Consider the following 25,396-nt stretch of genomic DNA (forward strand, 5'->3'; position numbering starts at 1 on the left):
GAAGTCCTTATCGGACCTGCCGCTCAGATCCCACGCACATCCGGCCAGCCTACGGTCAGCGCGGGCCGGTGGAGGCCTCCCGGTGCTCGCTGAGATCGGCCGGCGGCACGACCTCGTCACGATCCAGCAGATGGCGGACCTGCTCGCCGGCGAGCTCGAGCAGCCGCCGCGGGGTGTGGCCGGGCGCCTCGTCGAGGACTTCCGGCGGGATCGGCCAGGTGGGCGACGGCGGCTCGAACCCGGCCGCTTCGAACAGTGGCGCGAAGCGGGCGGCGATCAGTCTCCCGGCGACCTCCCGGGACGGCACCGGCCCCAGCCGGGTCTCCTGACGGAACCGGCCGCCGGGCGCGGCGTCCCGGATCCGCTGCGAGGATTCCGGCAGGCAGGCGACGACGGTCACGGTACGGAACAGGGTGTCCCCCAGGTCCATCAGCCCGTGCCCCGGGTCGGTGGCGATCACGCCGGAGTCGCTCCGGGCGACGACGCCGTCGATCCCGTCCACCGCCAGCATGCTCGGCCCGGTCAGTGCGAGCAGGCGGGAGATCTCCACGGCCACGTCCGGTCCGGACCTGCCGGGCCGCGGCAGCCCCCACTGTTCCGCGTCAGCCGGTTCCGGCAGCGAGAGCAGCCACGACTGCCCCACGCCGGCGATCTCATGGTCGGCGGCGGCCAGCAGGACGAGCGCGCGCAGCGCGAACCGGCAGTCGCGGCCGGTCTCCGGGTCGGCGATCCGGACCCCGGCCACGAAGGCGTCGAGGGCGGCCGCGGTGAGCGGCTCCTGGCCGCGGATCTGCCGGCGCAGTGCGTTCGGCAGCTCGGCGCGTTCGCCGAGACGTTCCAGCAGCATGGCGAGCTGGGTGTGCCGGTAGTGTCCCGACCGCCGCAGCCCGTCCAGCAGGATGTGCACGACGCCCGGCCGGACGGTGTGCCCGCCGGCGAGGTCCATCAGGAAGAAGTAGCCCTCCTGCTGCTGCACCCTCTCCCGCGCCCAGCGCAGCAGGTGGGTCTTGCCGGAGCCGGGCGGGCCTTCGACGACCACACCCGGAGGGCTTCCGGTACGCCGTGCCGCGGCCTCCTCGAAGGCGAACAGGACGGCCTCGCCCGCCTCCTGGTTCAGCTCGCCGAGGTGCACGTCGAGGTCGGTCCACACGTCCTCGGAGGCCGGCGCCCGGTCCACGCTCCGCAGCTCGGTCAGCGCACGCCGCTGGTCCTGCTCGATCACGCGCGGCCGATCGCGATCAGCCGGGTGCTCTGGGCCCGGCGGGCGGGGGTGCTGAGTTCAGCAGGCATGAAGTCGATCTCCGGACGAGGATTCGGCGGACCGCGCGGACGCGCCGTCGGATGAATCATTGCCGGAATCGATGGATCGGTTACCTCCCGGCGCATGTCCGCTATCCGATTCACACACACGCCTGTCAATCAGTTGACAGCCGGCAGCCCGGTGATCCGGCGGCGCTGCGGGGCCCGGCTACGCCGGTAACGACAACGCACCGGCGACCGGCCGGCGGGAGTCACGTCAGCGGGGACGCTCCCACGAGCGGGAAGCGCCCCGCTGATCGCCGTCAGCACCAGGTCAATGTGGAATTCGTCCGGGTGACGTTGCTGATGGTGTTGTTGCTGCCCGTACAGGGGCTCCATCGGATGCCGGTGTTGCTCACCGTCAGGTTCTGGAAGCGGATGCCCGAGGACGGCGGGAACTCGGTGCGGGCGGAGATGCGGACCTCACCACCGCCGCTGACCGTGCCGGACACGCCGGCGACGGTGACGTTGTAGCAGTTCTCGAGCAGGATCGCGTTGTTGCCGGTGTTCGCGATGTCGACCCGGTCGATGGTGGCGCCGCCGCTCTCCGAGACGCAGAAGATGCCCCGGCCGCCGCCGCGCGCCTTGACCGTACCCACCTTGATGTTGTTCGGGTACGAGCTGCCGACCCGGCCGTTGCGGTTGGCCATCCGGAAGGCGGCGTACCCGGTGCCGGCTCCGGCGTTGTCGGCGTCGACGGTACCGACCGTGGCGTTGATCGTCTGGTTGAGCAGCAGGCCGGACTCACCGACGCTGCGGGCCGTGACGGTGCCGATGGTGATGCCGTCGACGCCATACGTCTCCACCGCGTGCGAGCTTGCGCCCTGCACGTACACGTTGTCGATGCGGACGTTGCGGGTCCACTGGCTGGTGTCGCCGCGGTTGTCGATGCGGACGCCGAGGCCGGCGCTGAGCCGCATGTCGATCTGGCCGAGCCACACGTTGGTGACGTTGCGCATGAAGATGCCGTAGATCGGCGCGCCGGTGAGGTTGAGGTAGGGCACCTCGATGTTGCTGACGCCGCGGGCGTAGATCGGTGCGTAGTCGCCGCTGCCCGAACCGGTCACGTTGATCGTGCCGCACACCGACAGGGAGGTGTGACTGGCAAGCGAGATCCGGCTGCCGGCGGTCATGCTGCCGTTGCCGCGGACCACGACCCGCTGGATGGAGGTACGCCCGGCGGTGAGGCTGCCGATGCCGGCCTGGACGGCGGCGCGGAAGTCGGTGCCGGTGTAGACGGCCGACCCGGCGGCGTTGCGGGCGGTCCAGGTGCTGCCGCTGACGGTCACCTCGGACTGGAACGTGCCGCTGCCGCAGGCGCTGGTGCTGCCGCCGCCCGTGCCGACCTGGACCATCTGCCATTGCTGGTTGGCGTTGCCGGTGTCGGCGTACTGGGCGACGACCGCGCCGTCGGCGGTGGAGTGCTCCCACACCTCGACGGCCTTGCCGGTGTGCCGGTTGAGCAGCCGCACGTGACCGCCGTCGGAGTCCTTCAGGGTGAACTGCTGCCGGGTGGAGCCGTTGTCCGGGTTCTGGACGAGCTGGGTGCCGTCGGTGGCGTTCGGCATCTCCAGGACGAGGCCGCTGTGCCGGCTCTTGATCTTGTAGTAGCCGCTGCCGGCGTCGGTGAACTGCCACTGCTGCCAGTTGCCGTCGTTGCGGGTGTACTGGTTGATGCCGGCGCCCGCGTTCGTGGCCAGGTTGTAGAGGTCCATGGCCTTGCCGCTGTTGCGGTTGACCAGGACGTACCAGGCCGAGGTGTTGACCGTGGCGGCGTTCGCCTGCTGGAGGCCGAACGCGGCGCCCGCGACGGCCAGGGAGGTGGTGACGAGCGCGATCAGAGCCGCGCGCCACCGCCGATGGGGATCGGGGGAACTCATGGGATTCCTTCGGGGAAGGTCGGCTCACATCGGGGAATGTGAGCGCTCACAGGGATTCCTCAGAGTCTCCGGACCCACCTCGGGACTGTCAAGTTTGTCAATACCCTCAGGGCAGGAAGATGTGCTCGAGCTCGACGACCTGACCGTTCTTGATCGTGAACTTGAACAGCATGCCGGAGTCCAGGGTCTTCAGCCCGGCGGGCTTCGGTTCCCCGTTCACCACCACCCGGATCTTCGCGTCGGCGGCCACCTTCACGGTGCGCAGCTTCTTGTTGTTGTTACGGACGTAGTAGCCGGTGCACCAGTCGTTCTCGGCCGGCTCCTCGCCGTCGGCAGCGCACGCTTTCACGGCCGCCTTGCCCTCGTACCACTCCACCAGGTCGTAGGTGATCTCCCGGGTGGACGGCTTGGTCGACTTGAGGACGGCGTACTGCGGCCCGGTGACCGCAGACGGGGTGGCCGCGGCCGAGCCGGCCTGCGCCGTGGTCGCCTCGGCCGGCCCGGCCCCGGGCGCGGCGGCGGACGGAGCCGCGGGTACGGCGGGCGGGGCCACCGGCGCCGAAGTGGCGGGCTTGCCGCCGCAGGCGGTCAGGAGCAGGAGCGGAGCGAGGGCTAGCAACCGGCGCATACCGGTAACGTAACCGCCCGCGGAGCCCCGCACCTCAGCTTTCCAGGCCACTCCCGGCGATTTGGTCCGCAGCGGCGGCTCGCAGCGCCTGTTCGTACTCGCGGTGGCAGATGTACGAGGGATTTCCGCCGGGTCGCGTTGACCTCCGGGGCTACGGTTCTGCCATGTCTTCTGTCTCCTACCCGCGTGCCGTCGCGACCGCCGCCCTGCAGGCGTGCTTCAGCGGCACCTGGATCGCCGCCAGGGAACTCTCGCCGGCGCGCCGGCGGCTGACCCGTCTCGGCGCGGTCGCCGCGGTGGCCGCGCTCGGTTACGCCGTCGCTCCGGACCAGCCGGAGCCGGAACCCGAGCTGGTGGTCGCGGACAAGCCGTACCTCGTCACCGAGCCTCCGGCGCCCGCGGCCGAACCGCAGGTGCCCTTCGACAAGCGCAAGGCGATCATCGGCGCCGCGGTGGTCGGGCTGTCGGTGGCGACGCTCGTCGGCCGTCACCAGCTGGAGAAGCGGTGGCTGGCGCGGCTGACGCGCAACGGGCACCGGCACCCGACGCGCGGGCTCGCGGTGCGGATGGCCTCGATCGAGTTCGCCACCACGCTGGTCCTGCAGGTCGCCGACGTCCGCCGGCTCGGGCGCCGGTGACGCCGGGCGGTCACTCGCCGGAGGCGCGCATGATGTCGTCGACGTTGTCCTCGCGTACCGCGTCGTAGAGGGCCTTGGCCTTCGCCTTGTCCGGGAAGACCACGCTCTCGCCGCCGACCTTGCCGGTGCCCTTGGTCGGGTTGGTCAGGAAGGTGAGGTTGCCGCCGCGCAGGCCACGCATCTCGGTCACGGTGTCGAAGATGGACATGGTCCGGTCGACCGAGACGGCGTCGGCAGTGGCCCGCAGGAAGCTGTTGAGCTTGCCCGGGTTGGCTAGCGTCCCGCCGGTGGCGGCCTTGTCCAGGATCGCCTCGATCACCTGCTGCTGGTGCCGGATGCGGGCGAAGTCGCCGTCGGCGAACTGCTTGCGCTGCCGGGCGTAGTCCAGGGCGGCGGCACCGTCGAGGTGCTGCTCGCCCTGGCTGAACTTCCGGAACGGCTCGTGGATCGACGTGATGTCCTGCTCGATGTAGAGCTCGATGCCACCGAGCGCGTCCACGATCTCCTGGAAGCCGGCAAAGTCGATGATCGCCACGTTGTCGATGCGCACGCCGGTGAACTTCTCGACGGTCTGCACGACCAGCGGGATACCGCCCCAGGCGTACGAGGCGTTGATCTTAGCGTCGCGGTTGCCGTTCTTGCCGTTCCTGGCCGCGGGCACGTGCACCCAGGTGTCCCGCGGGATGGAGATGAGCTGGGCACTGGACCGGTCGGCGGGCAGGTGCGCCACGATGATGGTGTCGCTGCGGGAACCCCCGGCGTTGTCCGGGTCCCGGGAGTCACTGCCGAGCATCAGGATGTTGCGGGCCTTCTGGACGACCTTCTCCGGCCGGCCCTCGTCAGGCACCTCGGCGAAGGCGTCGACGCGCACGATGTCCTTCTCGACCGAGCGGAGATAGAAGCCACCGGCGATCGCCCCGCCCCCGCCGAGCAGGGCACCGGCCAGCAGAGCGATGAGAACGAACCGCAGCGCACGGCGCTTCCGGGTGCGCGCCGGCGGCTGCGGCTCCTCTCCCGGCAGGGAGATGCGCGCGGTCTGCTCGGGGTCGGGCTGGCTCGACATGGCGGCGATCATACGAGCCGATCAACCCGCCGAACCATCCGCGTCGGCGCCGCCGGGCACGGGTGGCCGACGCGGCGAGACGATCACACCCCTTGCCCCTTTTTCTCCCGCCCGAGCCCACGACGGCGCCGCCTCGCGTGGCAATCTGTGGCGCGATCCACACCGCAGGTCAAAGGCCGGGCATGAAGTAAAGAAAGGCCGGGCATCCACGGGGGAAGATGCCCGGCCTTTCCCTTCAAATCGAACCACATGCATCGGCGGTTGCGCTACCCGAGGGTCGCGGTCCGTGCGAATGGGCTACTTCTGGCGGGTCTGCCGGCGCGGCGGCCCGCACCATCGGAGTCCGACGGATGAGGAGGACCGATGGAATCGTCACTTCCGCTGATCGGCCGGGACGGTGAGTTGCGGAGCTTCACCACACTGCTCGGCTGGGTCGCGCCGGACCGCGCCGCCGTGCTTCTCGTCGACGGGCCGCCGGACAGCGGCCGGGCCCGCCTGCTGCGCGAATGCGCCGCCGAAGGGCGGCGGCTCGGCGCCGTGGCCGCCGCCGGCCGGGACCGGGTCGTGCTGGTACGTGACCATCCGGGGCCGGTCGACGCGCAGGCTCCGGGACGGCTGGTGGCGTCCGCGCCGGTCCTGATCGTCGCCACTTCGACGGCCGGGCTGGAGACCGTCCCGGCTGAGGTGCACCGGGTCCGGCTCGGCCCGCTCTCCCCCGCCGACGTCCGCCGGCTGCTGGCTCACGCGCTGCCGGGGACACGGCCGGGGGCACGGCTGCTCGACCTGACCCGGGTGGCGGCCGGCCGGCCGGGTGCCCTGGTACGGCTGATCACCGGACTGCGCGAGGAGGGCCTGCTGCGGATCGTGGACGGGTCCGCCGTACCGCTGCCGGGCCGTCTGCCGCAACGTACCCGCGCCCGGCTGGCCGCCCGGTTCGCCGACCTGTCCCCCGCCGCCCGGCACCTGGTGCAGGCGGCCACCGCCCTGCCGTCGCCGTTCCCGGCGGACCGGCTGAGCGCCTCGCTCGGCAGCACGGTCCTCGGGCTGCTGCCGGCCATCGAGGAGGCGCTCGAGTCCGGGCTGCTGACCACCGCGGGTGAGGCGCTGTCGTTCAGTCACGATCTGGTCCGGCCGGTCGTCGAAGCGGCCATGCCGTGCGCTGTGGTGGCCGCGCTGCGCAGCGAACGCCGCACCCGCCCGCGTCCCGCCGCCGCCCGCCGCGAGCCCCGCCCGCCCGGCACGGCCGACGCCGACTGGAACGCGCTCAGCGGCCGGGAGCTGGAGATCGCCGAGCTGGTCGGCATGGCTTTGACGAACCGGCAGATCGCCGACCGGGTGGGCCGCTCGCCGCACACCGTCAACTACCACCTGCGGCACATCTTTCAGAAGCTTGGCCTCTCGTCGCGGGTGGAGCTGGTGTCGCTGCTGCGGCGCAGGGAGGCGGCGACGCGATGACCGTAGAGCCAGTCGTGGGCGTCCGGCCGGGCGGCGGCCAGCGCCCGGTCCCGGATCCGCTGCTCGGCGCCGTCCGGCAGGTGGTGCACCCGCAGACCGGCCCGGGACATCGCGTACACCTTCCGGATCCGCTCCTCGCGCAGGGCCTGGAGATCGGCGAGGTCCCGGCATCCGGCGAGCGTCACCGCGTCCTCGACGGCCTGTGCCGCACCCTGCGCGATGAACGGCAGGATCGGGTGGGCCGCGTCGCCGATCAGGACGACCCGGCCGTGCTGCCAGAACGGCAGGGGCGGCAGGTCGTACAGGGGCCGCGGCCGCATCGGCCCGGCCAGCGCGATCAGGCCGCGCACCGACGGGTGCCAGCCGTCGAAGACGAACGAGGGGCCGACGACGACCAGGTTCACGTGGTCGCGGCTGATCGGGTAGGTGACGCAGTGCCGTCCCGGCCCCAGCCACACGACCACCCGGTCCGTCTCGACGAACCGGCTCGCGGCACGGCGCGGCAGCACCGCCCGGCCGGCCACCAGACCGCTGTGCCGCGGGGTGTGCGAGCCGGTCAGTCCACGCACGACCGACCGCAGTCCGTCCGCGCCGACCACCGCGTCGAACCGGCCCGCCGTGCCGTCGTCGAAGCCCAGTACGACGCTCGTACCGTCGTCCCGGACGGCCACGCAGCGGCGGCCGAGGATCACCCGCGTTCGACCGGCGGCCTTCCGTAGCGATCCGATCAGCGCGCCGCGCGGCATCGTCAGGTACGGCACGGCGTACCGGCTCAGATCGGTGTGCCCCAGCACCCGGTCGTCCTGCCAGCGGCGTAGTTCCCGATGCCCGGCCGGGACGGCGGAGTCCAGGGACACCCCGAGGTCCAGCAGTTCGGCTCCCGCGTTCGGGGAGATCTGGATTCCCGTTCCCTCGTCGACGCCAAGGGCGGGCCGCTGTTCGACGACCACGCACTCGACGTCCCCGCGGGTGAGCGCGATCGCTGCGGTCAGCCCGCCGATCCCCGCGCCCACGATGGCGATCCGTCGCACAGGCTTCTCCTCTCCGCCAGCGACTCAGTAGTAGCGCAGGGCCCGGTCCCAGTCCTCGTCCGCGGTGAACAGGCCCCGCGGCTTCATCACCTCCGGCATCGCGGTGAGCACGCCCGGCGGCACCAGGGTTCCGGGCGGCACCGCCTCGACCGTCGCGTCGAGGCCGTAGGCGGCGCCGATGGCGGCGGTCAGTTCACCGGCCGCCGCCGGCCCGTGGCGGACCTCCACCTCGATCTGCACCCGCAGCCCGGAACCGGTGTGCCGGGCCCGCCAGAACAGCACGCCGTACTCGGCCGGCAGCCGGAACACCAGCTCCTCCAGGCCGACCTGGGTCAGTCCCGCACCGGCGGAGAACCGGCCCAGCACCCGGACGATCGGCAGCGCCCAGCCGCACGGGCAGTCCCGGTAGCTCACCTCGACCCGGTCACCGATGTGGTAGCGCAGCAGCGGCATGGCCTCCCGGCAGAGCGGTGTCACCACCAGCTCGCCGGAGCCGTCCGCGGTGATCCGGCCGGTCGCCGGGTCGTACACCTCGAAGATCGCCCGGTCGGCCCACAGATGCAGCTCGCCGTGCGGGCACTCACCGGCCAGCCCGCCCGTCTCGCTGGCGCCGTACTCCTGCACGACCGGGACACCCCACACCGCGGCGATCCGGTCCCGGCGGGCCTCGCTCAACGGCTCACCGGCCACCAGCAGCGCGCGCAGGGCCGGGAAGTCGCGGTCCGGCCGCAGCCCCGCCTGCGCCGCGGCGGCGGCCCACACCAAAGCGTCCGTCGGCAACGACCAGGTGAGCGTGACGTCCAGGTCCTTCAACAGACGGACCACTTTGGCGTACGGGGTGGCGAGCGACCGGTTGTCGGCGGGCACCACGGTCGCCCCGCACGCCCGGGCCGCGGCGTGCGCCACATGGCCGGTCAGCATCAGCGCGTACGGCGTACGCACCAGGAAGGTGTCGGTGTCCTTGATACCGACCCGCATCCGCGTGTACCGGTCGACGAGATCGGCCCAGTCGGCGCCGGTGTAGTACGACGCCGTCGGCGTGCCGGTGCTCCCGCTGGACTCGTGGTAGGTGGCGAGCCGGGTCCGGTCCACCGCGAGCATCCCGAACGGGTACGCGTCACGCAGGTCGGCCTTGCTCGTGAGCGGATAGCCGGCCAGTTCGGCCCGGTCCGCCGGCACCCCGTCGCGCCGGGTGCGGTAGAACGCCGAGGCGGACGCGGCCGCCAGGGTGCCGGCCAGCAGCGACTCCTGCACCTTGGCGAGGGAGTCGAAGTCCGTCCAGTCCCCGATCCGGGGCAGCCGCCCGCTCACCGCTCGTGGCACAGTTCGTCGATGGGGTAGCCGACGTGGCGTTCCCGTCCGGGCAGGTAACCGAGCACCTCGTCGCCGGGTTTCAGCTCGGTGGAGTTGTGCACCACGCCGCCGGGGCCGAGGACCCGCACGTGCCAGTCGTCCTGCACGATCAGGTTGAGCCGTTCGCCGGTCGGCGCGACCGCGTCGATCGCCAGCAGCGGCCGCGTCTCGATCTTGACCCGGCCGACGGTGACCGGACGGGTCCGGCCGTCGGCGCGGACCGCCAGGACGGTGCTGCCGGCCTCGAGTTCGCACAGGTAGCGGGTACGTTCGTGGCCGGCCAGCGTGTACGACATGATCGCTCCGGCGTTGACCCGGAACGGCCGCATCGGCATGTACGGCAGCGGGTGCGTCTCGCTCACGCAGAGCAGCAGTCCCCGCGACCGTGACCCGACCAGGATGCCCTCGTCCTGTCCCAGGTGGGAGCAGGTGTCCACACAGGCCCGTTCACCGGAGCCGCAGTGCCTGATGCCGGTGACGGTGAGCGTGACGAGTTCGAGGTCGGGCGAGCCCTGCCGGACCACCTCGGCGAGCTTGGTGGCGTCGCCCGGCCCGCCGGGTCGCAGGAGGATGCCGTCGGGGCCGCGTTCCAGGACGGTCAGGTGCACCGACGCCTCCTCGACGCCGTCCACCTCGGTGATGATCCGGCCGGTCGCGCCGTCGGCGGCGGCCAGCACGATCTCCAGCGGGATGTGCGTCGGGTCATGGAAGCGCAGCACGGTCAGTTCGTCGCGGCGGACCCGTTCGCAGGCCAGTTCCAGGGTCGCGGCGTCAGTGACGTCGACCCGGCTGCCGAACCGCAGGCCCGGCCGCCCGGCGGCGAGCCGGCCGGGGTCGCCGTGCCGGACCGGGTCGATCAGCAGCAGGTCGGCGTCGCCGGTGTCGTCCGGCAGGTCGTCGCCGGTCACCACGAGCACCCGGGTCACCGTCGGCGGCAGTCCGGCCAGGTCCGCCGGGTCGTCGGCGACGACCGCCTCGAACCGCAGGTGCAGGGCCTCCTCGGCGGCCTCGCGCCGCCACGGCCCGGCGCCACGCAGGTCCAGCCAGCAGGCGCGGTCGCGCATCGCGGCGCTCATCGGACGGCCACCGGGGTGCGGTCGTGCACGACGGCGGCGAGCTGGCGCACCGCGGCACCCGGATCGGCGGCGGTGAACACCCGGCGCCCGACCGCGACCCCGGCGGCGCCGGCGCGCATGGCGGCCGCCATCCGGCCGAGCACGGCGTCCGGGTCGGGCCCCGGTGCCCCGCCGGCGGCCAGGATCGGCACACCGGCACCGGCGACGATCAGCCGGGTGGCCGCCTCGTCCTCGGGCAGGGCCGTCTTGACCAGGTCGGCGCCCATCTCGGCGGCGATCGCGACGGCATGGGCGACCAGGTCGGGCGCCAGGCTGTCACGGACGGCCGGGCCACGCACGTACATCATCGCCAGCAGCGGCACCGACCAGCGGTCGCAGTCGTCGGCGACCCGGGCCAGGTGGGCGACCTGGGCGGACTCGGTACGGGACGCCGCGTTGACGTGCACACTGACCGCGTCGGCGCCCAGCCGCAACGCCTCCTCGACGGTGGTGACCGGATACTTCGCATCCGGGTCGGCGGCCATCGCGGTGCTGGCGTCGAGGTGGATCGTCAGGGACAGGTCACGGAAGCGGGCCGGGCGGATCCGGCGGACCGCACCCTTGTGCAGCACGACACCGTCGGCGCCGTGCTCGGCCAGCTGGGCGATCAGGGTGTCCAGGTCACCGGCGGCACGCAGCGGGCCGGCGCCCACCGCGTGGTCCAGCGGCACCAGAAGCAGTCCGGAGCCGCCGCGGCGGCCGAGATGCCCCAGGCGTAGCCGCCGCCCGAAGGATTCGTTGCGGTACATCGCCAAACTCTCCTTTTCGGATGGTCGTAAGGCGAAGTTAGTGACGGGGCCGGGTGCCGGCCCACTGCCCGAGCGGGTGGCCGAAGACGTTTCCGCTGGTCACGTTCCCGCGCAACGCCGTACTGATGAAATGGGTAGTTGCCGGGGCGCGTCGGCGGCGCATCACCCGATCGTCTGTGATAGATATTCGGGACCGGCCATCACGGGGGAAATCTGGCCATCACGTCCGACACCTCGACGGGGGCGGCATGATGATCTTCCTGGGCTGGCGCCCGTGAGCTGGCGGCTTCTCGGCCGTGACGCCGAGGTCGCACTGCTCACCCGCATCCTTGACGACACCGCCGCCGGCGCGGGCGGCTGGCACACCCTGTCCGGGCCTCCGGGTATCGGCAAGTCGCGGCTGCTGCGTGTGGTGATCGAGCTGGCCGGTGACCGGGGCATCACGGTCGCGACCCGGGAGGCGTTCCATCTGGACCAGGCGGCGCCGCTGGTCACGCTGGCCGGGGCGCTGCGGGACTGCTCCCCGGAGACCGCGGCGTTCGGCTGGCTCGCGCAGCGGGAACCGGAGCGGTCCGATCCGTTCGGGACGCTGCAGCGGCTGCGGGCCTCGCTGGAGGAGGCGGCCCGGCAACGGCCACTGCTGATCGTGATCGACGACGCGCAGTGGATGGACGAGCTGAGCGCCCTGGCGATCCGGGATCTGATCCCGGCTCTGGAGTCGTCACCGGTGCGCTGGCTGCTCGCGCACCGGCCGCCGTCGGCCGAGGACCGGGAGAAACCCGGGCATCAGCTGATCCGGCGCCTGCAGCGTGAGGGTACGGTCCCGATCCGGCTCGACGTGCTCGACGAGCCGGCCGTGGCCCGGCTCAGCGCGGACATCGTCGGCGCCGAGGTGGACAACACCGTGGTGGCGCTGGCGGCCTCGTGCGGCGGCAACCCGCTGCGTACCGAGCAGATGCTCAAGGCCCTGGTCGCGACGGGGCAGCTGGTGGTCGCCGGCGGTGTCGCCTCGGTGGTCGGCGACGACCTGCCGTCGAGCTTCGTCGATTCGGTGCGGGAGGTGGCCGACACGCTGTCCGAGCAGGCCGGCTGGATGCTGCAGGCGGCGTCGGTGTTCGGCCGGCCGTTCGGGGTGGAGGAGGCGGCCCGGCTCACCGGGCGGCCGGTCACCGAGCTGTACCCGCTGGTCCGCGAGGCGATGACGGACTTCCTGGTGGAGGACAATCTGGGCGGGCTCTCGTTCGCGCACGACCTGGTCCGGCAGGCCGTCTACAGCATGCTGCCGCGGGTCATGCGGGAGCAGCTGCACCGGGAGGCGGCCGCGATCACCTCCGACGCCGGGCGCCCGGCGCTGGAGGTCGCCGAGCACCAGCTCAAGAGCGGCCGGTCCGGCGCGGCCGACGCGGTACGGATGGTCCGGTCGATGGCCGGGATGATCGCGCGGGTGGCGCCGGGCGCCGCCGCCGACGTGATGCTGCGGGCCCTGGAGTCGGCTGATCCCGCTGACCCGGAGCGTCCGGCCCTGGTCGCCGACACGGTGCTGCTGCTGGCCTCGGCCGCCCGTCTGGAGGAGGCCCGCAAGCTGGGCGGGGAGGCGCTCGGGGCGGGCCTGAGCCCGGAGACCGAGGCGCTGCTGCTGCTCGGGCTCGCGGAGGCGTGCAAGCACGGCGGCCTGAACGAGATGTCGATCCGTTACGCCGACGACGCGCTGCGCTGTCCGGGCCTGTCCGAGGGGCTGCGGGCACGCCTGCACGCGGTCCGGGCGCACGCCCTGTGCTACCTCGGGGACCTGGCCGCCGCGGACGAGTCGGGCGACCGCGCCGACGTACTGGGCCGGGCCGCCGGTGAGTACGGCGCGGCCGTGTTCGGGCTGACCGGGCGCAGCCTGGTGGCTTTCACCACCGGGCGGCTCGACGCCGCGCTGGCCCACGCGCAGACCGCGACCGCGCTGGTCGACGAGTTCGGCGGGGAGGCCGCACACCGGCATCCGCGGATCTGGCTGGCCGCCGCGCTGATCACCCTCGACCGGTTCGAGGAGGCCGAGCAGGTGATCCGGGCCGGCCGCCGGGAGTCCGACCGGTCCGGTGCGGCCTGGACCGAGCCGCTGTGGCACCACTTCCGGACGGCCCTGCTCTACGCCACCGGGCGGCTGGAGGACGCGGCGGTGGAGGCCGAATCGGGGCTGGCCGTGGCCGAGCAGCACTCGGCGCACGCGCTCGCCATGCCGCTGCTGGGCACGCTGCTGCGGCTCGCGGTGCTCCGCGGCGACCTCGGGGTGGCGCAGCGGCACCTCGACCGGATCCGGCGGCTGGCCGCCGACGGGGTGACCGCGGTACCCGAGGACGTGCTCTGGCCGGAAGCCGTGCTGCTCGACGCGACAAGTGGACGGCCGGCCGCGTTCACCCTGCTCCGCGACGTCTACGCGACCCTGCCGGAGCGGCCCGCCCTGCTGGCCGGCGACCCCGCGTCGGCGGCCGCGCTGACCCGGATCGCCCGCGACAGCGGGGCCCCGCACGAGGCGCGGACGGTCGTGGCGGCCGCCCGGCGCCTCGCCGCACTCAACCCCGGTTCCCGGTCGGCGGCCGGTGCCGCCGCGCACGCCGACGGATTGCACCGCGGCGACCTGGACCGGGTACTGCAGGCGGTCACCGAGTTCCGCCAGGCGGGCCGGCCGCTGGCGCTGGCGTCGGCACTGGAGGACGCGGCGCTGCTCGGGTACCGCACGTCGGCCGCGGACGCGCTGACCCGCTGCCGGGAGGCGCTGTCCATCGTGTCCTCGGTCGGTGCCGTCCCGGCCCGGCAGCGGCTGACGACCCTGCTCGACCGGTGGGGTGGCACGGCTCCCGCCGAGGGCGGGCGGGCCGCGTCCTGCCTGCCGGAGCTGTCACCGGCCGAGCGGCGGGTGGCCATGGAGGTCGCGGCCGGGAAGACGAACATCGAGGTCGCCGACACCCTGTTCATCTCCCGGCACACCGTGGACGCGCATCTGCGCAACATCTTCGCCAAGCTTGGCGTGCGCCGCCGGGCCGAACTGGCGGCCCGTGTCGCCCGGGAATGCGGCCCAACCACGTGAACACGGGATTCACGGACGACGTCTCGGCACCGAGCATGGCGGTACAGCCCGCCACACGACCTCCTGCGAGGGAACGCCGATGCCGACACCCGCCCTGCGTACGCCGGTGCTTCTGGCCGGGGCCGGTGTCGCCGGCTCGCTGACCGCACTCGAACTCGCCCATCACGGCGTGCCGAGCATCGTGGTCGAGCGGGCCGGTGGGCCACCGCGGTTCCCGGACCCGGTACTGATCAGCGGGCGCGGCATGGAACTGCTGCGACGACTGGGCCTCAGCCGCGACCTGCGAGCCGACGGGGTGGACCCGAGCTGCCCGTTCGACATCCTGTGGGGGCGGGAGACGGCCCGGCCGCCGGTGTTGGCATGGCGGCTGCCGTCGGTCATCGAGCTGCTCGACTCGTACGCCGTGACCGACGACGGCACCGCGCCGGTGGAGCCGTACCTGATGATCTCCGGCCCGGACCTGATCATCAGGCTGCGCCGGGCGCTGCACGCGCACCCGCTGATCGACCTGCGGACCCGGTGGACCCTCACCGACGTACGCGAGGACCCGGCCGGGGTGGCGGCCACGGTGATCGACGGCGTGGCCGGTGCCCGGCACGTGATCGAGGCGGCGTTCCTGGCCGGGTGCGACGGCGCGGACAGCACCGTACGACGATGCGCGGGCCTGGCGATGGACCAGCTTGGCCCGCCCGCACCGCACTTCACCGTGTACTTCCGCAGTCCGTCGCTGGCCGGGCGCTGGCCGAACCCGTCGGCGATGATCACCGCGCGGGCGACCGTGCTGGCCGGCCACGACGGTGACATGTGCGTGGCGCACCTGCCGGTCGCCGACGACGAGCAGAGCGGCGTCGGCGATCCGGTCGCCCTGTTGCGCCGCCGGCTGGGCCTGCCCGAGGACCCGCCGGAGATCGTGGCCGTGGCGCAGCGGACCGGTACGCAGTCGATGGCCCGCCAGTACCGGCGGGGCCGGGTGTTCCTGGCCGGCCGGGCAGCGCACCAGATGGCAACCCCGGCCGACGACATGGACACCTGCATCGGTGACGCCGTCGACCTGGGCTGGCGGCTGGCCGCCGCGGTGCACGGCTGGGCCGGTGAGCAGCTGCTGGCCGGCTATCAGGCCGAACGCCGGCAGCAGGCGGTGCTGGACCGGGAGCTGGCCGGGCGGGCGAAACAGACCCGCCGCCGGTTCCAGCGGCTGGTCGAGTCGGGCGCGCACCGCGAGGTGATGGCGGAGGCGCTGCGACAGGAGGCGCCGCAGCTGGACCCGGACCGGACCGGACCGGCGGAGACGGCCGGCACGCCCGGGTTCCGCCCGCCGGCGTTCCGGCTGGCCGGCGGGGACCACTTCTTCGACCGGCTGGGACCGCAGTTCACGCTCGCCGACCGGACCGCCGAGCAGGACGGGTGGCAGCTGGTGACGGCGGCGCGGGCGCGGGGCGTCCCGGTGCGGCACCTGCCGATGGCCGGCGTGCCGGTACCCGACGCGTGGTCCGGCCGGCTGGTGCTGATCCGGCCCGATCAGCGGGTCGCGTGGTGCGCCGACGAGTTGCCCGCCGACTGCGACACGGTGCTCGACGAGGTGACCGGGGCGCCGCGGCGGTTATACGAGAACACGTGATGCCGCCACCCGGACCGGCTCGGGAGACTCGACATCTCTCAGCCGATCTGGATTGGACAGAGGAACGATGTCGACGGAGATCAGCGAGGATCTGGCGCGTGCCGCCATCGCCGGCTGGTATGGCCGGCTCGCCGGGAACCCCTGTACCCAGCGCAACCACTGGCAGACGAAGACGATGTACTACCGGGCGGTCGCCGAACTGCTCGCGGCCCGCCCGGACCGTCCGCTCACCTGGAAGACGATCGTCGGCGCGACGCGGCCCCGGGGCTGCCGCAGCACCTTCTACGAGGTGGCCGGGCAGCACGCACGGCACGGGATGGTCGGTGACCTGATAGCCGACGGCAGCCTCAGGTCGCACGAGATAGCCATGCGATACGGGCGGCCCGGCCCGGTCGAGCAACTCATCGACGAGACGAAGGTGTGGTCGTTCTGGCCGTACCGGCAGCGGTTCGTGGAGGTGGCGACCGGGCAGGGCGAGAATGCCGATCCGGTGCCCGCGGAACTGCGCGACGCGCTGCTGGCCTGGGCGCGGGTGAACCCGGCGCTGGCCGCGGCGAACGCGTACCGGCCGCCGGCGTGTGCGGTGGAGGACCTCGCGCTGCTGCACGGCGGGCGGCTGGCCGCCACCCGGGCGGAGAGCCGCCTGACCGACGCGCTACGGCACGGTCAGCCCGTCTGAGCGATGAAACCGGCGATCCGCCCGCCCACGGGGGTGGGTGGCTCGCCGGTGGCGGCCGTACCGGTGCCGAGGCCACCGACGATCAGCCCGCTGAGGAACGCCACCGTCAGCACGGCCGCGACGGCTATCGCCACGGCGACCGGCAGGTAACGGGCCCGGCGCGCGTTCTGCAGCCGGCCGAGCAGCCGGGCCGCCGGTACGGTGCGGGTGTTGCGGGCGCGGCCGGTCCACTGCCGGAACGCCTCGTCCGGGATCCGGGTCCGGCTGGCGCCCTTCGCCGTCGCCAGCAGCAGGGCCAGCTGCTCGGAATCACCTTCGGTGACCACCTCGGCCGCGTGTTTCTGCGCCCGCGGATCCTCCAGGTCGGCCAGATCCGGGCCGTACGCGGCGGACAGCAGCCGGCTCAGCAGCTCGTCCCGGAAGGTGACCTCGACGCGCAGCGCCGCCGCGTCCAGGGCGGTCGCGTCGAGCGCGGAACGCACCAGATGGCGCCGGCCGGCCGGACGCTGTTGCAGCTCGGTCAGCACCTGGTCGAAGTCGTGCAGCGTGTATGCCTCCCGCAACGCCACGACCAGTGACTCCTCGGGACTCGCCGGGGTGCCGTCGACGACCGGTCCGCGGGCCGGTTCGGGCGGCGCCGGCCGGTGCGTGGCGGATCCCCAGTCCTCGGTCACGAGCTGCTGGCACAGCATCCGGGCGTGGTCGATGTCCCGGCCCGCGGTGGCCGGCTGGAGCAGGTCGACGATCGTACGGCTGACCTCCGTCCGGTCGTAGGGCCGCTCCGGCAGGAACAGGATGTGCGGCGGCCGGTCGCCGCCGTCGTGCTGCTTCTCGTAGGTGGAGAAGGTGCGGTCGGTCAGGCCGATCGGGCTGCGTTCGGAGATCTCGACGAGGGCCCAGATCATCGCGGCCTTCAGTTCCTCCGGGCAGCCGATCACGGTGATCGGGGTACGCGGGTCGGCCAGCACCCCGGCGAGGATCGGCACGAGGGTGGCGCTGTGGGCCGACGCGACCGGGAACAGTTTCTTGTCCGCCTGCAGGGCCGCCTTGCCGGCGAGGCCGGACGGGATCGGGCTCAGCGGTCCGGCCGGCGGGTCGGCCAGCCACCCCTTCCAGGTGTACAGGCCGAGCGCGACCCGCGGGGTGAGTACCTCGGACATGCCGATCAGGGCGTGCGAGTTGTTGCGCCCCGCGGTCACTCCGGCGGTGACCCGGCGCAGCAGGGCGGCCGTGCCGTCGGCGAAGGTGAAGTACGACAACGCGGCGTCGGGCAGTTCGGCACCGGACATCCGCTGCAGCCGCACGTGCGCCCTGAGGTTGTGCACCCAGCGCTGCCGCTCGTCGCGGTCACCGAACGAGTCGGCCAGCGCCGTCTGCGCGCCGTCGTACTGCGACCAGCCGAAGAACATCTGGTCGATCCGTTCCCGAGGGTGCGCGCCGGTCACGGCAGACCCACCTTTCCGGCTTCCGGTCCGGCGATCACGCCGGTCATCGCGAGGATCGCCACCAGGGGCGCCAGCACGTTCGCGGGGCGGACACCGCGCACGAACCGCTGCTCACCCTGTTCCTTCGAGGAGTCGGCGGGGCTGGCGTCGCCGCCGCTGGCGGAGACGAAGTGCAGGGTGCAGCGGTGGAACGCCTCGAACGGGCGCAGCGAACCGACCGCGCCGCGACGGTGCAGGAACGCGTAGACGTCGCGGCTCTCGTCACGGAAGCGGGCCGCGTCCAGCCCGTCGGCGGGAGCCCGCAGCCACTGTTCGACGGGTGGGACGTACCGCATCCGGTCCGACTTGGTGACGGCGACCGCGACCGGGACGCGGACCGCGTTCTCCGGCACGCCGAGCAGCCGTTCGACGGCGAGTTCGAAGGACCAGCCCGGGTTGACCGCACCCGCGCTGCCCGCGTCGTCGTCCTCACACGCGTGCACGAAGATGACCGCGTTCGCGCCGAGCAGGTAGCGGGTGGACCGGTTCATCGCCTCGGTGCTCTCCAGATCCTCCCCGGCGACGTCGAAGAACGTGACCGGACGGTGCCCGCCGGGCCCCCGCACGAGCAGGATGTCGGCGGCCTCGGTGACGCCGCTGTCGGTGCCGGCCAGTGCCGTGCCCCGCTCGAAGGGCCTGACGAACTGCTCGTTGAAGTCGTCGTGGCGGCGGAAGTCGAGGGCGGCCGTGTTCACCCCGTACGGTGCCAGCCCACCCCGGTACGCCTCCCTGATCATCGCGGTGAGCAGGTGTGTCTTGCCGGCCATCGGCGCGCCGACGAGCCCGACGATCAGCGGGTCGCGGTAGTCGGCGTAGGTGGCCGGCAGGTAGTGCACCGCCATGTCGCCGGCCGGGTTCGGGCACCGGATGTAGCCGCCGCGCCGCGCGCCGGCCCGTTTGGCCTCGGACAGCCGGGCGGCGTCAAGCGTCTCGTACCGGCGTTTTCCCTCGTCGAAGACGAGCACCTTGCCGTCGTCCGGCCAGACGATCTCGTCGGCGCAGACCGGGCAGCGCACCAGGCGGCCGGGCTGCTGGAACGGGGCGGTCATCGGGTCTCCGTCCGTGCGGTGAGTCCTCCGGAGAGCAGCCGGCGCAGCCCGCGGCGGCCGTTCGCCGGGGCGGGCGTGCCGTCGGCGGCGTCGTGTGCCGCGCCTCCTTTGCGGCGGCACGCGTCGTCGAACATCCGGTAGCCGTCGTCGAGACCGGCCGTCACGACGGGCCGGGGCACCGGGGGCGCCGGCGCGTGCATGCGGCGCAGCAGTTCGGCGGCGGCGGGCCGTTCGGCGACCGGCTGGAAGACGCCGTGCAGCCGTTCGCGCAGGCGTACCGGGTCGTTGCTCTGGTCGGCGGGGGCGGTCAGTGCCTGCCCGCCCAGGACCAGTTCGCGGATGAGCACACCGGCCGACCACACGTCGTCGCGCGGGTCGGCGGTGCCGTGGCCGGCGAGCCGTTCCGGTGACTGGCGGGGGCCGGAACCGGCGCGGCGGCGGTCGCCGGACCGCTGGGCCCATTCGAAGTCGACGAGCTGCGCGATCGTGCCGTTCCAGCGCAGCGCCTCCAGTCTCAGGGCGCCGTGCACCACACCGGCCTCGCCGGTCAGATGCAGGGCACGCAGCAGGCCGATCTGGAACTTCCGTCTGCCGTCCTGGTCGAGGCCGCGGACGGTGTCCGGGGCGGGCCGTCCCACGTACGGGCGCAGCAGCACGAACGGTTCGTCGACGTCCACGTTGTACCCGATGAGTGACGGCACCTCGCCGGACCGGCCGCCGAACACGCGGGTCAGCTGGGCGACCGCGCGGATCTCGTTGTCCAGCAGGTCGTACAGGGCCGGGTTGCGGCGGCCGGCCTCGGCGGGCACGGACTTGCGCAGGTACGGGACGTCGCCGGGGCCGGTGACGAGCCGCTGGTGCAGCATCGACCCGGGGGTGGAGCAGGCCGCGCGGTCGTCCAGCCGCACCCGTTGCAGGGTGCCGTTGATGTCCCGGCACACCACCTCATCCGTCACGTTGCGTCACCGCCCCACTCGTACCGGATGGATTCGGGCCTCAGCGGCAGCAGCCGCAGCGTTCCGACGAACTCGCTGCCGCGGGTCCAGAGAATCGACGGATCATCGGATATCCGCTGGTCACCGGGGTCGCGCCGGAGGAGGACGGCGAGTTGCCGGGGCGCGAACCGGATCAGCGCCGGTTCGGCGGTGCTGCTCAGGAACCCAAGGTGGCCGGTGGCGCAGAGTTGCGTCATGCGGTCGCCGGGCCGGGCGCACAGGGCGGCGCGGGCATCCGGCGAACCGGTCCACGCCCTGGTCATCAGCGCCTCCCGGGACGTCTGGTCGGCGTCCGGGTCGATCGGGCTCAGCAGCCCGTTGCCGGCGACGTGCGCGCGGTAGCGGTCGAGCTGCCCGCGGAACTCGCGGGCCACCTCGGCGTCGGCCGAGCCGTGCGGCATCCCGGCGGCCGACCACACCGGTTCCAGCGCGGTCCGGCACAGCCGGGTGAGGTCGCCGCGAATCACCTGGAACAGCTCCGGGAGGGCGGTCTCCGGCCGGTCCGGGCCCTCGACGGCCGGCAGCAGCTTGTCGCCGGTCTCGTCGAGGATCTGACGGATCACCTCGGCACCGGCGGCGGCCGCGTCGGCGACGGCGGCGACAGCCCGGCGGCGGTGCATTGGCTGCCACTCGGCGGTGCACGCCCGGTCCACGGCGTGGTCGATGGTGGTGACCGCGCCGCTCAGCGTGCCGAGCGGCAGCTTCCGGCCCCATCCGGAGGCCGCGGCCTGCCAGGCACGCAGCCCGACGGCGACGGCGAGAAGCTCAAGGACGACGAACAACACCATCGGGTACGGAACAAGCGGCACCGTCGTCAGGAGTTGTCCGAGCACCAGGCCACCCGCGACGCCGAGCCCTCCGGCAGCGCCGTAGGTGGCCAGGGCGACCGGCACCGACCGGCCGAAGCCGAGCTCCCCGTCCGGGCCGGGCCGGCGGGCCAGCAGCAGCCAGCCGACCGCGAACCAGGTCAGGGCGAGGAGTCCGCCCATCACCGGCCCGTCGGTCCCCGGTGCGGTGAGTACGCATCCGAGGCAGCTGAGCACGATCAGCGGAAGCGTCCACAGGCTCAGCGGGCGGCGCGGGAACGGCGGCAGGTCACCGTCGGGAACGGTGAGGCGGCGTACCCGCTCGTGGAGCGCGCCGACGCCCTGCGGTGCGCTGAACGCCGACGCCGTCCGCAGCTCATGGACGAGGTCGGGCAGGCTGACGCCGTCGGTGAGCCGCTCGCCGACCAGTTCACGCAGACCGGTGACGATCCGCGTGCCACGCGCCGGGAGCGGTTCGGCAACGCCGAGGGCGACCACGTCCCGCATCGGCGGCCGCTGTTCCTCCAGGTGGCAGTCCATGTCGTCGAGCAGCCGGGCGGCGTCGGCCCGGTAGCTCCGCACGGACCGCGCGAGCGCCTGCATGGCGACGCCGACGGTGGCGGTCGGGCGGTCCGGGGTGAACAGCATCCAGCCCTTGGCGACGTCGCGGACCTTGCCGGCGGCGGTGGCCGATCTGCGTTCGGCGTCGCGGGCGCGGGCCGCGATCGGCGGTGCCAGCACGGCGGTGCCCGGATCGTGCTCGGCGTCGAGGTCCCGGACGGCGTCGGCCAGGCTGCGCGACGCCCGGTCGCCGGGTTCGGCCAGGGATCGTGCCGCCGCGGCGGCGGCCTCCCCGATCGACGCCGTCAGCGCGGGGCCGAAGGCGAGCCGGGCCGCCGGGCTGGCGACCGCGCCGGGCATGCCGGCGACGGTGGTCAGCACGGCGTCGAACACCTCGTCGATCCGCAGGCCGGCGATCAGGTCGTCGAGTGCCGCAGCGTCCGGTTCGGCGAAGCTCGGCGTGGTGTGCGGCGCCCAGTCCAGGCCGCACGGGTCACCGATCCAGACGACCGCGCTGCGCTGTTCGCCGTCCGGGCGCAGCGGCGCCGGCACGGTCAGGACCACACCGGAGGCCTGCTCGTCGGGGCCGGCGTCACCGAACGCCACACAGATCAGCCCGGTGACCGTGGGCCGGCCGATCAGGTCCTGGTAGTCGCGGACGTGCCGGGGCAGGGCGGCGGCCGTGTCCAGGACGACGATCCGGCCGTCCGGGCGGGCCGGTGGCCGTGCCGCGGGATCCCGCAGGTCGAGCAGGGTCACCGTCACGTCACTGCCCCAGCCCGTAGGCGGCTTCGGCCTTCTCCCGCAGTTCCAGCAGGCTGCGGCTGGAGTGGCCGACCGGCACCGACAGTGCTTCCGGCATGGTCTCCAGCCAGAACTCGCGAACCACCGCGAGCTGCGGGTCGCGGCTCAGAGCCCGGTTCTGCTCGGCCTCGCGAAGCTTCTTGGTCTCGGGTTCGACCAGGTCGACGAGTGCGGTGAACGACGGGTCCGGCAGCCGCAGGGTCCGGTCGGCGTCCTCCGGGCTGTAGGTCATCAGCTTGGCGGCCAGGTCATGGCGGCCCCGGTCGTCGTCGTTGAGGATCCACGGCTCGTAGGCCTGCAGGACCGACGCCCAGGAGGAGAAGGCCCCGAGCGGGAACAGGTCGAGGGTCATGGTCGCCGCCTCCTCGGCGCCGGCGCGGATCACGATCCGGTCCGGGCTGCCCATGTCGCCGCGGGCCACCGCGATCCGGCCGTCCCAGGCGGCGCAGAGCAGGTGGTGCAGCACGTAGCGGCGGTCCTCGCGCCCCATCAGGTAGTAGCCGTCGTCGGGCTTGAGGCGGCGGCGCCACGCCAGGTAGTCCTGCGGGCGGGGACGGCGCTGGGCCTCGGTCCACTGCTTGACGACCCGGCGTACCTCGGGCACCTCGGTGACGCCCATCGCGCTGCGCAGCAGGACGACCATCATGGACTCGCCGGGCACCGCACGGAACTCGGGTTCGGTCTGCATGTCGGCGGGCAGTGCCACCTCCTGGCGCAGGAACCGTTCGATGTCCTGGTTCTGCTGCGCGGCGGGATAGGTGAACAGCGTCTTGAACGGTGCCCGGCCGTCCGGGGCGAACCCGCCCGGCACCAGCTCGGCGAGTTTCTGCCGGAACCGGCCCAGATCCTCGTCGGTGACGTTGCGGGCGCGGCCCAGCGCGGCGCTGGACAGCAGGTCCTCCATCCGCGGGATCAGTGCGGGGCGCTCGGCGTTGCCGGGGCGCAGCTGCTCGGTGACGACGTGCTTGATGCGCTGCCGGACGTAGCCGACGGCCTTGAGCGGGTCGCTGCGGCCCTCGTCGTACGCGGCGAGCCAGCCCTCCGTGCCGAGCAGCGCGTTGAGCAGGTGCCCCTCGTGGGCGTTGGGCGGCAGCTGCTGGGAGTACTCCTGGCGCATCCGGTTCAGGACGATCCGGTAGAAGCCGTCCAGGCCACGATCCTCGGCCGGGAGCAGGTAGGCCACACCGACACGGGGTTTGTAGAGGTCCTTGCAGCGGGCGTCGAAGGTCTGCCGGTCCTCGGCGGCGTGTGCCAGGAACTGCTCGTGGACGGCGTTGAACTCGTCGACGAACCCCTGCCACGGCCGTTCCCACAGGCGGCGGCTGTCGTTCCAGAGCGTGTTGTAAAGGCGGCGGGTCTGCCAGGCGTACCAGGCGTCCTGCCGGCGGACCACCTGCTGGACGGCCGGGTCGGTGATCCGCAGCCGCTGCATGAGCCTGCGTGTCAGGTTCTCCGGCAGCGGCGGTGAGGCGGCGCTGAGCCCGCCCGGAGCGGGCGGCGGTGAGGTCCAGGTCTCCAGCAGCGACCGGAAGCCACCCCGGTCCAGCGGGTCGACCAGGTCGGGGTGCCCGAACAGCACCCGCCGGGCCCGGAACAGGTCGAGATCGCGCAGCAGCCCCCGGGTGGCGACGACCGGCTGGATCTTCTGCGCGGCGCTCGCGATCGGCCCGGCCAGCTTCTCCTGGCCGCGTTCGATGTTGGCGGCCATCGCGTTGGCGCGTTCGGCCAGGGCTCCCAGCACCGCCTGGACGCCCGCCGGATTCTGGTGCGGCGGGATCCGGGCCGGCTTCGCCTCGAGGATCGTGTCGAGCCCGGCCGCGGCGATGAAGTTGCGGATGTACGCCTTGTTGCTCTCCGCCGCGCCCGGTGGCTTGAGCAGCTCGTCGACGGCACGGGCCAGCAGGTGCGAGGAGAGGATGTCGGTGATCTCCAGCAGCGGCGTGGTCAGGGCCGCGACCGCGCTCGTGGTGACGCCGCGCCGCCCGACCCCGGTGTCCGACATCGGGTTGCGCTTGACGGTGCCGTTGATGAAGTCGTCGGCGAACGTCGGATAGCTGGTGTTCATGCCGGGGGTGTCCTGGGTGTCCGGCGGTTCGGCGCTGATCAGCGAGTCCATCAGGGACACCATCGACCGGTGCAGGTCGTCGCGGCTGACACCGCCGACCGGGCGGCCGAACAGGAACGCCGTCTGAATCATGCTGGGCGGCAGCTGCACCTCGTCGCCACCGGGATAGCGGACCGAGACGGTACGGTGCGCGCTGCGCGCCTCGAAGGTCGGGTTGGAGCCCTGCGCGTTCTGGTCGTCGACGAGCCGGAACAGTTCGATGAGCGCGGAACCGGCGTTGAGTTCGGCGGGCCGCCCGCCGCCCTGCACCTCGTCGAAGGCCGACGGCATGAGCACCAGCGGGTAGATCTCGGCGCGTTTGCCGCCGCGGATCATCATGTCGCCGATCAGGTGCAGGTAGTCGTAGAACAGGCCACTGCCGGTGCCGCCCGCCACCGAGAAGACGACGAACACCAGGATCGTGTCGAGGCGCTGCGTGCTGCCGCTGATGGCCATCAGGTCGCCGGCGGACTTGTTGATGTCGCCGAGCGCCTCGCGCAGGCCGGCGAGTGCGGTGTCCCGGTTGCGGCGCAGCGTCTCGAACACCACGGCCCGTCCGACGGTGGGCAGCTGGCCGGCACCGCGGACCAATGGGCCGACGCGCGGATCGGTGTCCCGCGACGGCAGCCAGCCGATGGTGTCGGCGTCCAAATTGATCCGCAGGCTCTGGGCGACCTCGGCGGAGTTGCCGAGACCGGCCGGGACCAGGTCGGTGATCAGCCGCATGGTCTTCTGGGCGGCCTGCTCGTGCTCGCGGCCGGGCACCACCTCGCGGCGTACCCGCTGCAGTTCCGACGCGCTCAGGTCGGCGTAGACGAACTGGGTGCAGGCCGGCAGCTGGTACGGCAGCAGGTTACGGTCGCGCATCCGGTTCTGCAGGGCGGTCCCGTCCGGGCCGCACAGTCCCTCCCGGAGCCGCTTCTCCAATTCGGCGCCGACCTTGCAGCCGGTACCGCCGAGGCCGACGAAGAGCATCGGCTGGTGGATCTTCTTCATGGGCGGGTCCTCACGT

At 72.9% G+C, this 25,396-nt stretch carries 18 protein-coding genes; 5 read left to right on the top strand and 13 right to left on the bottom strand.

Annotated elements, in window-relative coordinates:
• Positions 1-55 precede the first annotated feature (55 nt).
• The 3 genes from AB0G04_RS08325 to AB0G04_RS08335 all read right to left on the bottom strand — a co-directional run bounded on the left by AB0G04_RS08325 (position 56) and on the right by AB0G04_RS08335 (position 3,807).
• Positions 56-1,222, bottom strand: a complete 1,167-nt coding sequence (locus tag AB0G04_RS08325; protein ID WP_360978598.1) for a hypothetical protein — start codon at positions 1,220-1,222, stop codon at positions 56-58.
• A gap of 340 nt (positions 1,223-1,562) precedes the next feature.
• Complete coding sequence (locus tag AB0G04_RS08330; protein ID WP_360978601.1) at positions 1,563-3,179, bottom strand: RICIN domain-containing protein; 1,617 nt, start codon at positions 3,177-3,179, stop codon at positions 1,563-1,565.
• A 106-nt stretch (positions 3,180-3,285) separates the two neighbouring features.
• Positions 3,286-3,807: a hypothetical protein gene (locus AB0G04_RS08335; protein ID WP_360978605.1), complete on the bottom strand. Its 522-nt coding sequence runs from the start codon at positions 3,805-3,807 to the stop codon at positions 3,286-3,288.
• 164 nt (positions 3,808-3,971) lie between these two features.
• Between AB0G04_RS08335 and AB0G04_RS08340 the strand changes: the two genes are divergently transcribed.
• Complete coding sequence (locus AB0G04_RS08340; protein WP_360978609.1) at positions 3,972-4,445, top strand: hypothetical protein; 474 nt, start codon at positions 3,972-3,974, stop codon at positions 4,443-4,445.
• Between the two features lie 10 nt (positions 4,446-4,455).
• On the opposite strand, the gene AB0G04_RS08345 is transcribed toward AB0G04_RS08340, so the two are convergent.
• Positions 4,456-5,517: an LCP family protein gene (locus tag AB0G04_RS08345; RefSeq protein ID WP_360979356.1), complete on the bottom strand. Its 1,062-nt coding sequence runs from the start codon at positions 5,515-5,517 to the stop codon at positions 4,456-4,458.
• 354 nt (positions 5,518-5,871) lie between these two features.
• On the opposite strand from AB0G04_RS08345, the gene AB0G04_RS08350 reads away from it, so the two are divergent.
• The gene (locus tag AB0G04_RS08350; RefSeq protein WP_360978612.1) at positions 5,872-6,963 is read left to right on the top strand and encodes a LuxR C-terminal-related transcriptional regulator; all 1,092 of its coding nucleotides are present in this window, start codon (positions 5,872-5,874) and stop codon (positions 6,961-6,963) included.
• On the opposite strand, the gene AB0G04_RS08355 is transcribed toward AB0G04_RS08350, so the two are convergent.
• The 4 genes from AB0G04_RS08355 to AB0G04_RS08370 are packed head-to-tail and all read right to left on the bottom strand — an operon-like array spanning position 6,891 to position 11,211.
• A complete protein-coding gene (locus AB0G04_RS08355; RefSeq protein ID WP_360978619.1) occupies positions 6,891-7,994 on the bottom strand; it encodes an FAD-dependent monooxygenase in 1,104 nt (367 codons plus the stop codon). The genes AB0G04_RS08350 and AB0G04_RS08355 overlap by 73 nt on opposite strands.
• Positions 7,995-8,018: 24 nt before the next feature.
• Positions 8,019-9,317, bottom strand: coding sequence for an AMP-binding protein (locus AB0G04_RS08360; protein ID WP_360978622.1), 1,299 nt, complete (start codon positions 9,315-9,317; stop codon positions 8,019-8,021).
• Entirely contained in the window at positions 9,302-10,423 is a 1,122-nt protein-coding gene (locus tag AB0G04_RS08365) for a 3-dehydroquinate synthase II family protein (protein ID WP_360978625.1), read from the bottom strand. Before AB0G04_RS08365 ends, AB0G04_RS08360 begins: the two co-directional genes overlap by 16 nt.
• Positions 10,420-11,211, bottom strand: a complete 792-nt coding sequence (locus AB0G04_RS08370; RefSeq protein WP_360978628.1) for a 2-amino-3,7-dideoxy-D-threo-hept-6-ulosonate synthase — start codon at positions 11,209-11,211, stop codon at positions 10,420-10,422. Before AB0G04_RS08370 ends, AB0G04_RS08365 begins: the two co-directional genes overlap by 4 nt.
• Positions 11,212-11,485: 274 nt before the next feature.
• Here AB0G04_RS08370 and AB0G04_RS08375 point away from each other — a divergent pair, with 274 nt between their 5' ends.
• The 3 genes from AB0G04_RS08375 (at position 11,486) to AB0G04_RS08385 (ending at position 16,581) form a co-directional block, all read left to right on the top strand.
• Positions 11,486-14,284, top strand: coding sequence for an AAA family ATPase (locus tag AB0G04_RS08375; RefSeq protein WP_360978631.1), 2,799 nt, complete (start codon positions 11,486-11,488; stop codon positions 14,282-14,284).
• Positions 14,285-14,363: 79 nt separating this feature from the next.
• Positions 14,364-15,902, top strand: coding sequence for an FAD-dependent monooxygenase (locus AB0G04_RS08380; RefSeq protein WP_360978634.1), 1,539 nt, complete (start codon positions 14,364-14,366; stop codon positions 15,900-15,902).
• 67 nt (positions 15,903-15,969) lie between these two features.
• Entirely contained in the window at positions 15,970-16,581 is a 612-nt protein-coding gene (locus AB0G04_RS08385) for a hypothetical protein (protein ID WP_360978636.1), read from the top strand.
• On the opposite strand, the gene AB0G04_RS08390 is transcribed toward AB0G04_RS08385, so the two are convergent.
• The 5 genes from AB0G04_RS08390 to AB0G04_RS08410 are packed head-to-tail and all read right to left on the bottom strand — an operon-like array spanning position 16,569 to position 25,380.
• Positions 16,569-18,026: a hypothetical protein gene (locus AB0G04_RS08390; RefSeq protein ID WP_360978639.1), complete on the bottom strand. Its 1,458-nt coding sequence runs from the start codon at positions 18,024-18,026 to the stop codon at positions 16,569-16,571. The genes AB0G04_RS08385 and AB0G04_RS08390 overlap by 13 nt on opposite strands.
• Positions 18,023-19,114, bottom strand: coding sequence for a hypothetical protein (locus tag AB0G04_RS08395; RefSeq protein ID WP_360978642.1), 1,092 nt, complete (start codon positions 19,112-19,114; stop codon positions 18,023-18,025). Before AB0G04_RS08395 ends, AB0G04_RS08390 begins: the two co-directional genes overlap by 4 nt.
• On the bottom strand, positions 19,111-20,070 hold the full coding sequence (locus tag AB0G04_RS08400; protein WP_360978645.1) for a hypothetical protein: 960 nt from the start codon (positions 20,068-20,070) through the stop codon (positions 19,111-19,113). The genes AB0G04_RS08395 and AB0G04_RS08400 overlap by 4 nt, the downstream gene beginning before the upstream one ends.
• On the bottom strand, positions 20,067-22,241 hold the full coding sequence (locus AB0G04_RS08405; RefSeq protein WP_360978648.1) for a hypothetical protein: 2,175 nt from the start codon (positions 22,239-22,241) through the stop codon (positions 20,067-20,069). Before AB0G04_RS08405 ends, AB0G04_RS08400 begins: the two co-directional genes overlap by 4 nt.
• Position 22,242: 1 nt before the next feature.
• Positions 22,243-25,380, bottom strand: coding sequence for a tubulin-like doman-containing protein (locus tag AB0G04_RS08410; RefSeq protein ID WP_360978651.1), 3,138 nt, complete (start codon positions 25,378-25,380; stop codon positions 22,243-22,245).
• Positions 25,381-25,396: the final 16 nt, after the last annotated feature.

It is taken from the genome of Actinoplanes sp. NPDC023801 (assembly GCF_040639655.1).
Classification (GTDB): Bacteria; Actinomycetota; Actinomycetes; order Mycobacteriales; family Micromonosporaceae; genus Actinoplanes.

Coding starts and splice junctions, on each gene's coding strand:
- AB0G04_RS08335 (WP_360978605.1), bottom strand. CDS start 3,807: ATGCGCCGGTTGCTAGCCCTCGCTCCGCTCCTGCTCCTGACCGCCTGC.
- AB0G04_RS08365 (WP_360978625.1), bottom strand. CDS start 10,423: ATGAGCGCCGCGATGCGCGACCGCGCCTGCTGGCTGGACCTGCGTGGC.
- AB0G04_RS08340 (WP_360978609.1), top strand. CDS start 3,972: ATGTCTTCTGTCTCCTACCCGCGTGCCGTCGCGACCGCCGCCCTGCAG.
- AB0G04_RS08380 (WP_360978634.1), top strand. CDS start 14,364: ATGCCGACACCCGCCCTGCGTACGCCGGTGCTTCTGGCCGGGGCCGGT.
- AB0G04_RS08410 (WP_360978651.1), bottom strand. CDS start 25,380: ATGAAGAAGATCCACCAGCCGATGCTCTTCGTCGGCCTCGGCGGTACC.
- AB0G04_RS08395 (WP_360978642.1), bottom strand. CDS start 19,114: ATGACCGCCCCGTTCCAGCAGCCCGGCCGCCTGGTGCGCTGCCCGGTC.
- AB0G04_RS08370 (WP_360978628.1), bottom strand. CDS start 11,211: ATGTACCGCAACGAATCCTTCGGGCGGCGGCTACGCCTGGGGCATCTC.
- AB0G04_RS08330 (WP_360978601.1), bottom strand. CDS start 3,179: ATGAGTTCCCCCGATCCCCATCGGCGGTGGCGCGCGGCTCTGATCGCG.
- AB0G04_RS08385 (WP_360978636.1), top strand. CDS start 15,970: ATGTCGACGGAGATCAGCGAGGATCTGGCGCGTGCCGCCATCGCCGGC.
- AB0G04_RS08350 (WP_360978612.1), top strand. CDS start 5,872: ATGGAATCGTCACTTCCGCTGATCGGCCGGGACGGTGAGTTGCGGAGC.